The 15,349-nt window shown below is 67.0% G+C and carries 15 protein-coding genes and 1 tRNA gene (1 of these 16 only partly in view); 11 read left to right on the plus strand and 5 right to left on the minus strand.

The window, feature by feature from the left end:
• On the minus strand, positions 1-135 hold the 5' portion of the coding sequence (locus GD606_RS09510) for a hypothetical protein (protein WP_163302490.1). 198 nt of this gene lie to the left of the window's left edge; 135 of the gene's 333 nt are visible here — the first part of the coding sequence; its start codon is at positions 133-135; the stop codon falls past the left edge of the window.
• Entirely contained in the window at positions 135-395 is a 261-nt protein-coding gene (locus GD606_RS09515; RefSeq protein ID WP_163302489.1) for a hypothetical protein, read from the minus strand. Before GD606_RS09515 ends, GD606_RS09510 begins: the two co-directional genes overlap by 1 nt.
• Positions 396-863: 468 nt before the next feature.
• On the opposite strand from GD606_RS09515, the gene GD606_RS09520 reads away from it, so the two are divergent.
• From GD606_RS09520 to GD606_RS09540, 5 genes are all read left to right on the plus strand, one after another.
• A complete protein-coding gene (locus tag GD606_RS09520; protein WP_163302488.1) occupies positions 864-1,178 on the plus strand; it encodes a TraR/DksA family transcriptional regulator in 315 nt (104 codons plus the stop codon).
• Between the two features lie 36 nt (positions 1,179-1,214).
• Positions 1,215-1,382 carry a hypothetical protein gene (locus GD606_RS09525; RefSeq protein ID WP_163302487.1) on the plus strand — a complete coding sequence of 56 codons (168 nt, stop codon included), beginning with the start codon at positions 1,215-1,217 and terminating at the stop codon, positions 1,380-1,382.
• Positions 1,383-1,823: 441 nt separating this feature from the next.
• Positions 1,824-2,588: an acyl-CoA dehydratase activase gene (locus GD606_RS09530; RefSeq protein WP_163302486.1), complete on the plus strand. Its 765-nt coding sequence runs from the start codon at positions 1,824-1,826 to the stop codon at positions 2,586-2,588.
• Positions 2,589-3,132: 544 nt separating this feature from the next.
• The gene (locus GD606_RS09535) at positions 3,133-3,909 is read left to right on the plus strand and encodes a TetR/AcrR family transcriptional regulator (RefSeq protein WP_163302485.1); all 777 of its coding nucleotides are present in this window, start codon (positions 3,133-3,135) and stop codon (positions 3,907-3,909) included.
• Positions 3,906-5,147, plus strand: a complete 1,242-nt coding sequence (locus GD606_RS09540; RefSeq protein ID WP_163302484.1) for an acyltransferase family protein — start codon at positions 3,906-3,908, stop codon at positions 5,145-5,147. Before GD606_RS09535 ends, GD606_RS09540 begins: the two co-directional genes overlap by 4 nt.
• Positions 5,148-5,170: 23 nt before the next feature.
• Here the strand turns inward: GD606_RS09540 and GD606_RS20770 are convergent, their stop codons facing one another.
• Together GD606_RS20770 and GD606_RS09550 are read right to left on the minus strand one after the other, a co-directional pair.
• Complete coding sequence (locus GD606_RS20770; protein ID WP_281362059.1) at positions 5,171-5,650, minus strand: thioredoxin family protein; 480 nt, start codon at positions 5,648-5,650, stop codon at positions 5,171-5,173.
• Between the two features lie 108 nt (positions 5,651-5,758).
• Entirely contained in the window at positions 5,759-6,631 is an 873-nt protein-coding gene (locus tag GD606_RS09550; RefSeq protein WP_176629265.1) for a DMT family transporter, read from the minus strand.
• A 170-nt stretch (positions 6,632-6,801) separates the two neighbouring features.
• On the opposite strand from GD606_RS09550, the gene GD606_RS09555 reads away from it, so the two are divergent.
• The 3 genes from GD606_RS09555 (at position 6,802) to GD606_RS09565 (ending at position 9,734) form a co-directional block, all read left to right on the plus strand.
• Positions 6,802-7,722, plus strand: coding sequence for a LysR family transcriptional regulator (locus tag GD606_RS09555; RefSeq protein WP_163303697.1), 921 nt, complete (start codon positions 6,802-6,804; stop codon positions 7,720-7,722).
• 208 nt (positions 7,723-7,930) lie between these two features.
• On the plus strand, positions 7,931-8,539 hold the full coding sequence (locus GD606_RS09560; protein ID WP_163303698.1) for a flavodoxin family protein: 609 nt from the start codon (positions 7,931-7,933) through the stop codon (positions 8,537-8,539).
• A gap of 169 nt (positions 8,540-8,708) precedes the next feature.
• The gene (locus tag GD606_RS09565) at positions 8,709-9,734 is read left to right on the plus strand and encodes a hypothetical protein (RefSeq protein ID WP_163303699.1); all 1,026 of its coding nucleotides are present in this window, start codon (positions 8,709-8,711) and stop codon (positions 9,732-9,734) included.
• An 89-nt stretch (positions 9,735-9,823) separates the two neighbouring features.
• Here GD606_RS09565 and GD606_RS09570 read toward each other — a convergent pair.
• Positions 9,824-9,911, minus strand: a tRNA-Ser gene (locus GD606_RS09570).
• Positions 9,912-10,220: 309 nt separating this feature from the next.
• Between GD606_RS09570 and GD606_RS09575 the strand changes: the two genes are divergently transcribed.
• The 3 genes from GD606_RS09575 to GD606_RS09585 all read left to right on the plus strand — a co-directional run bounded on the left by GD606_RS09575 (position 10,221) and on the right by GD606_RS09585 (position 15,338).
• The gene (locus tag GD606_RS09575) at positions 10,221-11,426 is read left to right on the plus strand and encodes a glycosyltransferase family 4 protein (protein ID WP_163303703.1); all 1,206 of its coding nucleotides are present in this window, start codon (positions 10,221-10,223) and stop codon (positions 11,424-11,426) included.
• A gap of 3 nt (positions 11,427-11,429) precedes the next feature.
• Entirely contained in the window at positions 11,430-13,337 is a 1,908-nt protein-coding gene (asnB, locus tag GD606_RS09580; protein ID WP_163303700.1) for an asparagine synthase (glutamine-hydrolyzing), read from the plus strand.
• Positions 13,338-13,598: 261 nt separating this feature from the next.
• On the plus strand, positions 13,599-15,338 hold the full coding sequence (locus tag GD606_RS09585) for a hypothetical protein (protein WP_163303701.1): 1,740 nt from the start codon (positions 13,599-13,601) through the stop codon (positions 15,336-15,338).
• The last annotated feature ends 11 nt before the right edge of the window (positions 15,339-15,349 follow it).

A 15,349-nucleotide genomic window follows, 5' to 3' on the forward strand; every position in this document is an offset into this window, starting at 1 on the left:
TTCGTGCTCAATTTCGATTCCGCCCGCCTCGGCCCGGGCCGTTTCAAAGGGGGCCTCGGCCGCAAGCTTCTGCGCCGCGTCCGGCGTAAGCCCCCGAATCCGCCCGTAGATGCGGTAGTCCACGCCCGGGCGCATCAGCCTTCATCCGCAAGCAGCCGCTTGGCCACTTCCAGGTCATACATCTCCAGGGGGTCCGCCCCCGTGCCCCGCTTGGCGTATTCCGCGGCCGCCGCCCGGATGTCGTCGTAGGCGATCCAGTCGTGGCCTTCCCATATCTGGGGGTGGTCCCGGTTCCACAGCCGGAACTCCACGTCGCCGTAGCGTTCCCGCACGTACATGCGCACGGCCCGTTCCCGGGGGTTGGGGTGGTAATAGATGCCGCGTTCGTCCTTCATGTCCGCTCCTTTCCGGCGCGAGCCCGCCGGTCGGGATGCAGTAGGAAAGGCTGCCCGCCCCGTCAAGGCCTGCCGCGCCCCGAACCGGACATGTCGGAGTCTTCCGACAAATTTGCCCCCGGCCCGGCCACGGCTATGGTGGCCCGCATGCGCCCGGGACAGGCGCGACAGATCATGGTCGGCCATGGCGGCCGACGGGCTGTGGCCTCCCTGCTCCCGTAACCGGCTTCCTGCAACCACGAGACCGCACCCGACATGACGCACCCAACCCGTGTTTCCGCCATCACCTCCCCCGGCCACATCGGCGCGGGCCTGTCCGCCGCCCCAGGGGAGGCGGCCGCGATCCGTCGCGGGCATGCGGGGGGCGCCATGTAGGAAACAGCCGCGTTTCGTACCTGGCCCGCCCCATCTCCACACCCGGAGGTGGGGCTTTTTGTTGACCCTCGATCATAGAGAAGGAGTACGGCCATGACCGCTGCCGACCGCAGAACCCTGTTTCGCACCTTTACCGAGGAAATCGCCTCCGTCGAGGCCGCCCTGGCCCGCTGGGCCGAATTTCAGGAGGAGGCCTCCGACGGCCCCACCTTCACCAACTGGCGGCAGGACATGAAGGAACGCTTGGCCGACCTCCGGGCCGCCTTAAACCGCATGGACGATGCGCAGTTCGGCGTCTGCCGGGAATGCGGCGAGGACATCTCCCCCCGGCGGCTTCTGGCCGTGCCCGGAACCTCGCTGTGCGTGGCCTGCAAGTCGGAGCAGGAACATGCCCTGGCCATCCCCTGATCCGGCGAGGCCCGGCCCCCCCGCCGGGAGACGGCCATGGTGACGGCCCTGGTCCTGATCGGGGCCGCCCTGCTCACGGTTCTCGCCGCCGCCCTGCTCCTTCGCGGCCGCTCCCGGCGGGCCGGGCGGCCACGGCCCATCCGGCGGGAGATGCTCTCGCGCCGGTTCAACTTCGACCGCTACAAACTGTACGAACATAAATAACATGGCCTGGGGCCCAAGTGCGACAAGGTGGAGCTGAGGGGGAATGCCTCCGGCGGCCAGGGGGCTTCAAGCCCCTTGGAACCCCGTAAAGGGAAGGATGTGTTTTCGTCTTTTCGCGGTCTTGCGGACATGACCGGAATGGCCGGGCCGGACGACGGGTGTGCGCGCGGCGCGCCCGGCAGACCCGAGCGAAGCGACGCATGGTCTGCCGAAGCGCCGCGTCGCAAACCCCGAGCCCGGCCAACCAGCGGACATTCTGCGCCCCGAACGCCTCCCAGGCCCATGGAAGGCCCCCCCTAAACTCCACAACATGTGGCATGCGCCCCGCCCATCGATCCAATCTCTCGATCACACGCCGACCCCTCGATCCGATCTATCGATTGTACTTTCCCTCCCCTGCCCGCTACCCCATGGACCATTCCCTATATGGAGGCCTTTCCCATGTTTGCAGGCATCGACGTCGGCTCCCGGTCCATCGAACTCGTGGTTGTCTCGGACGGCGAAATCATCCACGCCGAGCGCACGGCCACCACCTTCGATCCCGTGGCCCAGTGCCGCAGGCTTTTTGCAGCCGCTCCCGACTGCCCCGTGGCGGCCACGGGCTATGGCCGGGAACTGGTGGCCAAACACGGCTTCGACCGCGAGGTGACCACCATCACCGAGATCAAGGCCCATGCCCTGGGCGCGGCCCACCGCTTCCCCGAGGCGCGCGGCGTCCTGGACATCGGCGGCCAGGACACCAAGGCCATCGCGCTTGGGCCCGGCGGCCGGGTGGCCAAGTTTGAAATGAATGACCGCTGCGCCGCCGGAACAGGCAAGTTCCTGGAATTTCTGGCCAACGTCTTCCAGATCCCCGTCGAGGACTTCGGGGCCTACGCCCTTTCGGGTAACCCCGGGGTGGAGGTCAGCAGCATGTGTACGGTCTTCGCCGAAACCGAGGCCACCTCGCTCATGGCCAAAGGGCGCGCCCCCCGGGACATCGCGCTGGGGCTGCACGCCTCGGTGGTGCGACGTACGGCCAACATGCTGCGCCGGGTGGGCGTGACGGGCGGCGACGCGCCCGTGGTCTTCTCCGGCGGCGTGGCCCACAACCCGTGCATCGTGCACCTGCTCGGCCAGGCCCTGGGACAACCCCTGCTCGTGGCCGACGATCCGGACATGACCGGCGCGCTGGGCGCGGCCCTGTGGGGCGCCCGGCAGGAATAAGGGCGAGGGGGCATGGGGGGGAGGAAGTGGCTGGGAAGGAGAGGGAAAATAGGGGGGAGATGCCTCCGGCGGCCCAAGGGGCTATGCCCCTTGGGAATCCCCGAACGGGAAGAATGAATCTTTGTTTTTTCGCGGTCCTGCGCGCACGGCCGGACTGGCCGGGCCCGGCGAGGGGTGTGCCCCACCGTGAAACCACCTGCCTGACGTTTTGACCACTGACTTTTCCCTGCCTTTACGCAGTGTCAGGCACAGGGCCGGGATGGCCGGGCCGGGCGAGGGGTTTGCGCGCGGCGGGCACGGCAGGCCCGAGCGAAGCGACGCATGGCCTGCCGAAGCGCCGCGTCGCAGGCCCCGAGCCCGGCCATCGCATGAACCACGTCAAACCGGGCCCCGAACCCGGCCATCGCCGTAACCACGTCAAACTGGCCCCAAGCCCGGCCGTCGCGTAAATCATGCCAATCCCCCCCTTTGCCGCTTGACACAAATAAGGCGACTGCCTTAAATCCGAATCAAGACGCTTGTCTTGAAACGGAGGGCTCCCGCCATGACCCCGAAGGACGGATCGGACACCCGGGAAAAACTGCTTCTGGCCGCCGTGGCCGTGTTTGCCGAGAAAGGCTACAAGGCCGCCACCGTGCGCGAGATCTGCCGCCGGGCCAAGGGCGCCAACAACAACGCCGTCAGCTACTACTTCGGCGACAAGGCCAAACTCTACGCCCTGATCATCGACATCATGTTCGCTGAGATCGAGCGCCGCATGGCGGCCATGATCCCGCCCCAGCCGGGCGACGCCGCCCCGCCCGCCTGCCCCGCGCCAGACTATCCCGACGAACGCTTGGTTCTGATTCCGGACGGCGACCGCCGCGATACGGCCAGCCATCCCGTCCTAGACCACATCCCCCCGGCCGCGCGCCTGCGGGCCTTTCTCCACGCCTACTGCGCCACCCTCTACGACGGCGGCGAGGTGGGCGACCAGTTCCTGCGCATCTTCTCCCGGGAGATGCTCTCCCCGTCCTTTGATCTCGCGGCCATGAACGAGAAATACGTCCGCCCCCAGACCGCCTGGGGCATGGCGCTTATGCGCGACCTCATGGGGCCGGATGTTCCTGAGGATGTGCTGCGCGACGCCCTGTCCTGCGTCGTGGGGCAGGCCGCCTATTACAGTTTCGTCTGGCCGGTCTTCAAACTGGCCCACCCCGGCCACCCGGGCATGGGCGTGCACTGGCCGGTCCTGGCCGAACGCATCTTCGAGTTCTCCATGGCCGGAATCGCCGCCTTGCGGGAAAAATACGCCGATTCGGGCAAGGGGGACCCCCAATGACCGCCACATCCCGCCTGTATTTCTGGGACACGGCCCGGGCGGTATTGATCCTTTTGGTGGTGGCCCTGCACGCGGCCGCCGCCTACTGCACGGTGATCCCCTGGTGGCATGTGCGCAACGCCGCCACCGGCCCGGCCTTCGACCTGCTGCTGTCCATGCTGGACGGCTTTCTCATGCCCACGCTGTTTTTCATCGCCGGGTGTTTCGCCCCGGGGTCGCTGGCCCGCTCAGGTCCGAGAGGCTTTTTCCGGGCCAAGGTGTGGCGTTTCACGCCCACGCTTCTGCTCTATATGCTTACGCTTTTGCCGCTGATGACCTACGTGGGCTACGTCTCGCGCACGCCAGAACCCATGGGATTTTTCACCTACCTCATGGCCTGGCTGGCCTCGGGAGCGGACCTGGGGGTGCATCTGTACAGCACGGTCGCAGACGGCCTGGCCGCCCGGGATATGCTCTCGCCGCACCATCTGTGGTTTCTGGTGGTCTTGGTGGGACTTTTCGGCGGACTGGCCCTATGGCGGACGATTTTTCCGGATACACATGGGGCCACGGCCGCCACGGCCGCCACGGAAAACACGCCGCGCCCCGTGCGCCTGCCCGTGCTTCTGGCGGCAGGACTCGGCATGGCGGCGGCCTGCACCCTGGTGGCCCTCGGCGTGCCGGACGGCGGCTGGATCAGGGCCACGGCCCTGGTGATGGTGCAGCCCACCCGGCTGCCGCTGTATGTGGGATTTTTCGCTCTGGGGGCGTACACGGCCGCCCGGGGCGGGCTGTCTTCCCCGTGGCCCGGGGCGTGGTGGCTGTGGCTTCCGGTCGCCGGCGTGTCTCTGGGGGTGATGTTTGCCGCCTACCCCGCCGTTCTCGGGCCCGGGCGCGGGCCCCTGCCCCTGGTGTGCGCCTACTACCTGGGCCGGACGTTTTTATGCCTTGGCGTGGTGGGGCTTCTGGCGGCCCTGTCCAGGCCCGGGGCGACGCAGACGCCCGCCCCTGGGCGGCTCTCCCGGACCCTGGCCGCCTCGTCCTACCACGTCTATTTGCTGCACATGCCCGTGGTGGTCATCCTGCAATACGCCCTTTTGGACGCGGCCCTGTCCATGTACGCCAAATTCGGGGCGGTATGGCTGGGATCGGTGGCCGTGTGCGTGCTGGCCAGCCGCGCATGGCGGGGCGTGACGGGACGCGCCGAAGGGTGGAGGACGTCACGGCGGCGACGCGCCATCCCCGGAGACGCCGCATAAAGGCTTCCCGGGACAACGCCGCCTCACTGGGCCAGAAGCCTGTCCAGCACCTCGGCGATGGCCGCCCGGTCCATGTAGCCCTCGTGGCGGCCGATCTCCTTGCCGGTCTTGTCATAAAAAATCTGGGTGGGAATGGCCCGGACCCCAAAGCGCGCCGACTGTTCCGGATGCTTCCCCAGGTCGAGAAACACCACCGCCGCCCTGTCCCGGTAGTCCCGGGCCACCTTGTCCAAAACCGGGGCCATCATCCGGCAGGGCATGCAGGAATCCGCCCCCAGGTCCACCATGGTCACCATGCCCGGCACAGGAACCTCCAGGGTGTCGCGCAGGGCGGACGGCCCCGTATCCACGGCCTCGGCGGGCAGGGCGTCCAGCTCCTTTTGAAAAATGGAGGCGCTTTGCGGCGCCTCGCCCCTGTCGCAGGACACGGCGAAAAAGAGCGCCAAGAAGGCTAACAGGGCCATACGCCACGGGTGGCGCGGCGTGGCATGTCGAAGGGGCATGGAGGCATCCTTTACGTTTCGGGCGTGACCATCACGCCTCGTTTTGCCGCATGCTACCCGGAAACGGGCCGGATGTCGCCACGGGTCCGCACAGGGATTTCGCCCGGCTCACTGCCGTGCGGGTTGCGCCGCCCGGCGGGCCGCCACGGCCAGCCCCAGGCAGATCAGCCCCACCCCGGCCACATCCCTGGCGGTGATGGCCGCTCCCAGAAGGAAATGGGAAAAAAGCAGCCCGAAAATGGGATTGAGCAGATGATAGGCCGAGGCCGTGGCCGCCCCGCTGACCCGGATCAAGAGAAACCACAGTCCCATGCCGCCCACGCCCACCACCAGGGCCAGATAGGCCACGGCGGCGGCCAGTTCCGGGGTCGCGGTCGTCCCCGGCCGACCGAAGGCCAGGCACAACGGGATCATGGCCGCACATCCCGCCACCGACTGCCAGAAATTGATGCGCACGGCGTCCCCGGCCACGGCCCGGCCGCGATACAGCACCGTCCCCAGGCTGAAGGCCAGCATGCCCAGGATTGCAAACCCCACCCCCAGGGCCGTGACCCTGGTCATGGGCTGGCCCAGGGCGATGACCGCCACCCCGCCGAACCCCGCCGCGACGCCCAGCAGTTTGCCTGCATCAAGGCGCTCCTGCCCTGCGGCGGCGGCGAAAAGGGCCGTGGCGAAAGGGGCGCAGCTCACGATGAGGATGACCAGCGTGGCCGAGACCGAGACCAGGGCCGTAAACGTCAGACCCAGGTACAGGGCGTTATATAAAATCCCCAGCACAAGCCCGGCCCGGATGTCCCCGGTTTGTCCCGCCCGCCCCCGGGCCAGGACCAGGGGCGAAAGGGCCAGGGCCGTGAGGCCGAATCGCCAGGCCAGGAGCGAATACGGATCGAGAAGGGCCGTGCCGATCTTTCCGGCGATAAAGGCCGAGCTCCACACGGCGCTAAAAAGCGCCACCAGGGGATACAGCATCAGACGCGGCATCGCGCGATCCTCCCTTTGCGCCGGGAGGGCTCCCGCCTGCCGTTTCCGCAGGGAACCGGGCGGCCGTTCGCTCTGGCGCGTGGCGACATCCTTAGGGGGATTGGAAATCCGCGTAAAATGAATTATGAAGCGACAACATGAAATCAAACTTATATTGAAGGGAGAACGGCATGGCCGCGCCCACACCCGGCCTCACCGGCCTCACCGGCCTCTCCGGGCTCACCGGGGATCGGCGGCTGACCCTGGAGCACCTGCGGACCCTGGTGACCCTGGCGGACCTCGGCGGGTTTCAGCGGGCGGGCGAGGCCCTGGGGCGCACCCAGTCGGCCGTGACCCAGAGCCTACGCAAGCTGGAGGAAATCCTCGATTGCCGCCTTGTGGAGCGCCGCCACGGCCGGTATTTGGGGCTGACCGACCAGGGACGGCGGTTTTTCGACGCCGCCCGGGACATCCTGGCCCGGGCCCGGGAGGCGGCGGACGCCGTGGGGCGGCCGGAGCTCTCGGGGCTTTTCCGCCTGGGCGTGCCCGACGATTTCCCCGTGGCCGACATCCACGGCGTCATCGCCCGGCTCCTGGAGCGCAACCCGGGGCTGCGCATCGAGACCACCTCGGCCCTGTCGGCCCACATCCGGGAGTTGTTCGCGGACAGGGCCCTGGACCTGGCCCTTTACAAGCGCGTGGAGCCGGACGACGGCCCGGCGGGAGACGGTCGCGATGTGCGATCCGAGCCTCTGTGCTGGGCGGCGCGCCGCCCCATGCGCCTGGACCGGTTCGCCGTCGTGCCCCTGGCGGGCTTTCCCCCCGGCTGCGCCTACCGCCGCGCCGCCGTCCGGGCCCTGGAGGCGGCGGGGATGCCTTTCCATTTCGCCTATACCAGCGCGTCCTATGAAAATGTCCGGGCCGCCGTGTCGGCCGGGCTCGGCATCGCCGCCCTGCCCGCCAGCGCCCTGGCTCCGGACCACGCCGTGCCCGCCGAGGGGCACGGGTTTCCGGCCCTGCCCATGGTCCGGCTGACCCTGGCCATCCGGCCGGACAGCCCGACAGCCCGGGGATTTGCGGACCTGGCCTTTCCGTCGCAGTTCTCGTCCTGACGCCCCCCGCCGCCCACAATTTCCGGCATGTCCCGTCATGGCTGCGCCCGGCGCACCCAGGACCGAAGCGGCACAGGGCCGAGGGAATCGCCCCCGGGCCGGATTCCCCCGGACTCCTCCAGATTCCCCCAGATTTCCCCAGGTTCCCTGGGCGGCGCGCCTCTGCTATGCTGCGCCTACACCATCCCCCTCATCCAGGAGGCCGACCATGCATGTCCTGGCGATCATGGGCAGTCCCCGCACGGGCCGGGCCACGGAGCAACTGCTGGACCAGGCCCTTGCGGGCGTGTGCGAGGCGGCCCCCCAGGCGCAGGTGAAAAAAATCCGCCTGGGAGAGTCGCACATCGGGCCGTGCCGCAATTGCCTGGCCTGCCGGGACAACCTGGAGGCCGTGCCGTATGCCCCCTGCGTCCAGCACGACGACATGACGCCCCTTTTGGACGACCTGGCCCGCTGCGACGCCCTGATTTTCGCCACGCCGGTCCACATGGGGCACGCCACGTCCCTGGCCATGGCCTTTCTGGAGCGCATCTGCTGGACCTTCGCCAAACCCACGGGCCGGGTGCTGGCCGTGCGCGGCTGCCCCGTGCCACGCACCGCCAAACAACGCACGGCGGCGGTCATCGTCGTCTCGGGAGTTGTGCCGCCGCTTCTGCGCCGCTTTTGCGACGAGGCCACTCCCCTTGTGCGCCGGACCCTGAAGGACAGCCTCAACTGCCGCACCGTGGGCAGCCTGTACGCCGGGGCCGTGGAACGCCGGGGGGCGGACATGTATGCCGCTGCGGCCCGACGACTGGGAAAGGCCGTGGTTTCATGACCGGGGCAGGGCCCGGCCGAAGAGGATACGTCCAGCATGGCCGCTCCATCCTGGACACGGCTGCCCGGCTGGACTATTATTATAGATATTTATTGGCCTACAGGCCAAGCCCGACCCCTCTGCGGCGTTGATGCGGGACGCCGCCTGCACAGACGAAGCGAGAGGATGCATGCCTGCGCGAATTCCCCGATGGCGTCTCCTGGCGGCGGCCATCCTGCTTTTCTTCCCTGCGGCCTCATATGGGGCGCCCCTTCCCTACAATTCCGACTACGCCGTGGTCAAAACGCTCCTCGCCACGCCCCAGGCTGTGGCGGAATACCTGTCCGCCCATTTCTCCTACGCCTTCCACGACGGCAGGCTGGCCTATGCCCCGGCCGACTTCAACACCCGGCGCGGCGGTGACTGCAAGGACTATTCGGCCTTTTTCTCGGATGTCGTCGCTTCCCACGGCTTTTCTGTCACCCAGTACGCCTTCCGCTACGACGCGGCCACGGGCTACGGCCATGTGGTCTCGATATTCACCGACACGGACGGCAAGCAGTACGTGGCCACCCACAAAAACGGCGACCTGGCCATCTACGGCCCCATCACCAGCCTGGCGGAGGCCGGGCAGGCGTGCATCGCAAACGGCGTGCTGCCCGCAGGCTCCATCGCTGACCAATGGCTGGCCTATCCGGCGGGACTGGCCGGAAACATGTACGATACCGGCGGATTCTCCTATTTTGCCGACTACGCCCAGGCCATGTCCCAGCTGAATTATTTCCAGCATGTGGCCCAATACATGACCGCCTGTTTCACCAGGGCCGCCCATCCCGGGGCCTTCGCCTTCTCCCCGGCGGAGCTCAACACCCGTCTCGCGGGCGACGCCAAGGACTTCGCGGTCTTCGCCGCCGCCTATCTCTCGGACAGACACTTCAACCCCACGCTCCACGCCTTCCGCTACGACCCGGCCACCAATGCGCACCATGTGGTGACGGTGTTCCAGTACGGCGGGAAATACTATTTTCAAAGCTACCAGTATCTCTTCGGCCCCCTGGACGCCTTTTCCGAAATAGAGGCCCTGTGCAAGGCCAGCGGGCACATCCCGGCCGACAGCCAGGTGGACGGCTGGACGTCCTATCCGGCGGGCTTCACCGGCCCCTTCCCTGGCCCCTTTTCCCTGGCCGGTCCCTTGCAGCTTCTGTTTGAAGAGTAGTGCGCCCCCAACGCGCGGCGCTCCATTGTGAATGGACGCAAAAACCGCCCCCTGCCGAAACAGGGGGCGGTTCTTCTTTTGGGGTCTTTTGGCGGAGGGAGAGGGATTCGAACCCCCGGACGCTTGCGCGTCTGCGGTTTTCAAGACCGCCGCCTTCGGCCGCTCGGCCATCCCTCCGCGTCACCGCACGCCGCATGGCGCGGCGTTTGACGTTCCCTAATCGCAAATCCGCCACGGGGCAAGCCTCGCCCCGCCAAACGCACCGGCCGCGCCTCGCGCCTCCCTTTTCGCTTTCCGCCTGCCCGCCCGGCCAGCGGCCGGACGAAAATCCATCCTGTATCGCTCGGCTTTACAGACGCGCTGGCATTGGATTACACTTGCCCCGCCATGCGTTTCATGGTTTAGCACAACCCCGTCCCGTGAGAAGACCTTTTGAAGCATCGCACCATCGCCTACATTCTTTTATGGTATCCCCTGCCCTCGGAGATGTTCATCTTCCGGGAGATCAAGAATCTCCAGGGCCTGGGCCTGCCCATTTCCGTCTATTCCCTCTACGGCCCGGCCAAAAACGGCCTGTCCACGGAAATGCGCGCGGCCGCAGCCGACGTAACCCGGCTGGGGGCGGCCTCCCTGTTTCGCGTGTTCCGCGACGTGTGGGCCTGGAGCAGACGCCGCCCCGACGTATCCAGGCGGCTGTGGGCCACCATCCCCTGGCGGAAATGGAGCTGTATCGAGGTGGCCGCGGAAAACTTCTGGTCCTTTTTGGCCGGATTCCGGCTGGCCACGCTTTTTGAGCAAGACGGCATCACCCACGTCCACGCCGCCTGGGCCAACGGCCCGGCCACGGCCGCCTGGGTGGCCGCGACCCTGCTCGATCTGCCCTTTTCCTTCTCGGGCCGGGCCGGAGACATCCATCCCCAGGACGGCGCCCTGGCGGAAAAGATTCAGGCCGCAGACTTCGTGCATACCAACAACCAGGCCAATGTCGACTACCTGGCCGGATTCGCGGACGCCCAGGACGCCCAAAAAATCCACATGGTCTACAACAGCCTGACCCTGGCCAGCCGCGCCAAGGCCCGGGTACGCATGGAGCCGCCCTACCGGCTCTTGGCCGTGGGCCGTTTCTGCCGAACCAAGGGGTTTGACGTGCTTCTGCAGGCCTGCCGCCTGCTGGACCGCGAGGGCTTCCCCTTTCAACTCACCCTGGTGGGCGCGGGATTTCAAGGAGCCTATCTCCGCTTCCTGCGCCATCAACTGGGCCTTCGGGCCCGCGTCTTCCTGCCCGGGTTCGTCTCCCATGACCGCATCACGGAACTCTACTCCTCAAGCGACATCTTCGTCATGCCCAGCGTCATCCACAAAACCGGCGACCGCGACGGCATCCCCAATGTCATCATGGAGGCCCTGTCCCATTGTCTGCCCGTGGTGGCCACCAACATCAGCGGCATCCCGGAGGTCATCGAGGACGGCGTGACCGGCCGCCTGGCCCCCCAACGCGATCCCGCCGCCCTGGCCGAGGCCATCAAGGCCATGGCCGTCGACCGGAAATCGGCCCTGGCCATGGCCGCCGCCGGACGCAAGCGGGTGCTGGCCATGTTCGATCCGGACAAAAACAGCCGGGCGCTTTTCGAGCTGTACCGCGACGACGCGGTCCCCCTGGCGGCCGACGCCTCCGGCGAGGGGAAGGCCTAGCCCATGTGCGGCATCGCCGGTTTCGTCCACCTGGACCCGTCCGCCATGCCCCCGGCCGAGACCCGCCTGTCCTGGCTTACGGCCATGACCCGGGCCTTGCGCCATCGCGGCCCCGACGGCGACGGCCACATCCTGGAAGGCCCCGCCGCCCTGGGGCATCGCCGCCTGTCCATCATCGACCTGTCCACCGGCGGCCAGCCCATGGCCGACGCCAGCGATCTGGCCGTGGTCAGCTTCAACGGCGAAATCTACAATTTCCGGGAGATACGGCGCGACCTGACGACCAAGGGCTACATTTTCCGCACCAACTCCGACACCGAGGTCATCGTCAACGCCTGGCTCGACAAGGGCCCCGACTGTCTGGACCTGTTCGAGGGCATGTTCGCCTTCGCCCTGTGGGACAAGCGCTCCCGCACCCTGTTCGCCGCCCGGGACCGTTTCGGCAAAAAGCCCTTCGTCTACACCCTGCAAAAGGGGGTGTTCGCCTTCGCCTCGGAGATCACCGCGCTGCGGACCCTGCCGTTTATGGAGTTCTCCGTCGCCACCCAGGCCTTGGCCCGGTTCCTGTCCTATGAATACGTGCCCACCCCGCAAAGCATCTACAAACAGGTGCACAAACTGAGGCCCGGGCACTACCTGCTTTTGCGCGACGGCAACATCACCACCGCGCCTTATTGGGACATGCCCCCGCCCGATCCGGACACGGGGCAAAACGAAGACGAGCTGTGCGAACGCCTGCGCCTGCTTCTGGCCCAGGCCGTCAAACGGCGGCTGGTGAGCGACGTGCCCCTGGGGGTGTTTTTAAGCGGCGGCATCGATTCCTCCACCGTGGCCGCGTTCATGGCCGGCATGTCCTCCCGGGTCAAAACCTTCAGCATCGGGTTCACGGAAAAAAGCTACGACGAGTCCGCCTATGCCCGGGCCGTGGCCAAACGCTTCGCCACGGACCACCACGAACGCATCCTGAGCGCCGCCGAGTGCGGCGGGTTGCTCCCCGGGATCGTGGCCCGGTTCGACGAGCCCATGGCCGACCCGTCCATCGTGCCCACGTATCTGCTCTCCAAGGTCACCCGGGAAAAGGTCACCGTGGCCCTGGGCGGCGACGGGCCGGACGAGCTTTTCGCCGGTTACGAATATTTCGTGGGATTCAACCTGGCCGAACGCTATCTGCGCCTGCCCAGGATGCTGCGCAAGGGGCTTATCGAGCCCATCGCCCGGCGGCTGCCCCAGTCCTCGGGCTACGTCAATCCGCGCGCCGTGGCCCGGACGTTTCTGGCCGGGGCGGCGGCCCCGCGCAATCTGCGCGTGCAGACCTGGCTGTCGGCCTTCTCCCCCGAGGCCCAGTTGTCCCTGTGGCGGCATCCGGATCGGGAGTTTCTGGCCCCGGACAGCCTTTATTCGCCCACCACCCGGCTCTTCGACGCCTTCCCCGCCGATGCCCCCCTGGCCAAGGTGTTCTACACCTTCGCCCGGCAGTACATGCTCGACTACATTTTGGTGAAGGTGGACCGCTGTTCCATGATGCATTCCCTGGAGGTGCGCGCCCCGTTTCTGGACCGCGACCTGGCCGAATTCGCCTGCCGCCTGCCCATCTCCATGAAGCTGCGCGGGGACAAGCGCAAATACCTCCTGAAAAAAGCCGTGGCCGACATCCTGCCCCCGGAGATCCTCTCCCGGCCCAAGCGCGGCTTCCTCATCCCGGCGGCCATGTGGCTGCGCGGCAGCCTGGCGCCCCATATGGACGAGCTTTTGGGGGAATCCCACCTCAAACGGCAGGGCCTTTTCGATCCCAAGGCCGTGGCCAGGCTTCGCGCCGAACATCAGGACGGGACATGCGACCATCGCAAGGAGTTGTGGACGCTTTTGGTGCTGCAACTGTGGCTGGCCGAGCACAACCCGGGCATCGCCTAGCGCGGCGTTCACGGACAGCCTCAAAACCGGATTTATCCCTCCTCCCGCCGACCTCCCCGGGTTTATCCCTGGCGGCTGGAAACGCGCCGTTCCCATCGGGACAGGGCCTTTTGCCTTGCGCATTGACTCCTGACAGCCCTCATGCGAAAAGATTTATGCCGCTTGTCATGAAGGCGCGTGTTTTCAGTGGTGAAATGTTCCCTCCTGCACGAAAAGCGTTTCCCTTTAAGCATGTTGCACGGCCCCAGGGAGAACCCGGCAATGCGCACGACACCCATGCGGCGCACCTTCCTCCCGACGCTTTTTTTGGCGATCTCCCTGCTGTGGTCTCCGGCCGGGCTCCGCGCCCAGACCGATGACCTCACCCTGTTTCTCCCGGCCATCCTGGCCGCAAACCAGGCCATGGTCTTCGTCACCGAGGGCGCCTCGTTTTCCCCGGTGATCGTGGTCACAGGCAACCCCGACATCCGCTGGACCTTCGCCGACGGCACGACCAGCACCTCGGCCACGCCCACCAAAAACTACGGCTCGGCGGCCCGGCGGGAAAACCGGCTCGTGGTCACCCCGTGGAGCGCGGTGACCCGCATCAACATCGGCTACGACGCCGGCGACGGGGGCACGTACGACATCGAGTTCGTCCCCGACCAGCAGGTTTCCGAGGTGCGCGGACTGCATCTGGTCGCCCCCACCCTGGCCCAGTGGTGCTCGTCCTACAACCGCATCCCCAGCCTGGACTTCAGCAACTTCCAAAATCTCAACACCATCGAATGCTACCTGTCCGGGCATCTCACCCAGGTCCGCCTGGGCAACACCCCCAAACTGCGCCGGGCCTGCTTCGAGGACTGCTCCCTGACCTCCCTCGACCTCTCTGGGAGCCCGAATCTTGAGGATCTGCGCGGGGCCGTCAACGACTACCCGACCATCGCCTTCGGCGCGACAGGGGCACATGTCTGGCACATCTGCGTGCGCGACAACCCCCAGTTCACCAATCGGGGCCTTTTTGCCGACATGACGCCCTTCCCGCTGATCTCCGAACTTTTCATCTGGAACGACAACCAGGCCGGAACCTTGCGCATCCCGGCCACCAGTCCCGACAATGCGGTCTCCATCCTGGCCTGGGACAACGCCTATGCCGCCCTCGACCTGTCCGGCGCGCTGCAAAACCTCGGGGCCACGGCCTCGGTGCAACTGTTGCGCAACAACCTCACCAGCATAAACATCACCGGGTGCCGGCAGATCACCGAGCTCGACCTGCAAGACAACCTCCTTTCGTCCGCGACCCTGGACACGCTCCTGGCCACCCTCGACGCCCTGGGCCGCAGCCAGGACAACACCCCGGAAGGCACCACGCTGCGGGTGGACATCCGGGGCAACGCCGCGCCCGGCGACGACGGATACGCCCACGCCGAAAACCTGGCCGCAAAAGGCTGGACTGTGGCCGCTACCGGCTGGACCCTGGAGCCGGGCCTGCCGGACAACGGGGAACAGCGCATCGATTTCGTCACCAGCGGCGACGCCACCAGCATGCGCTGCGATTTTCGCGGCGCGTCCACCGTGGGCGTCTGGCACTGGTCCGACGGCACGACCAGCCCGGCCGCATCCGGCGAGGCCGCCGCCAAAACCGGCCTGGGCGCAGGGCTGCACGCGCACCACCTGACCATCTCCAACGGCGCGGCGCTGCTCCGTTTCGGCGCGGGCGCCGGTGGCGCCGGGCAGCTCACCTCCATGACCGGATTTGAAAACTGCCCCGCCCTGGGCATCCTTTTCGCCTATCAGGAAGCCTTGCTGACCGCCCTGGGGCATACCAACGCCACCCGGGTGCGGGAATACCACCTCAAGGGCGCGGCCCTGTCCGCCGCAGCCATGGATCAGATTTTTGAGGACGCCGTGGCCTCGGAGGTCTTTAACGGGATGATGTGGAGCGACAACGCCGGGACCGCCGCCAGTGAGGCGGCTCGGGCAACCCTGACGTTGCGGGGATGGACGTTGGATACGCAGTAATCGGAAAAAAC

Source organism: Desulfolutivibrio sulfodismutans DSM 3696, from assembly GCF_013376455.1.
GTDB classification, from domain to species: Bacteria; Desulfobacterota; Desulfovibrionia; order Desulfovibrionales; family Desulfovibrionaceae; genus Desulfolutivibrio; species Desulfolutivibrio sulfodismutans.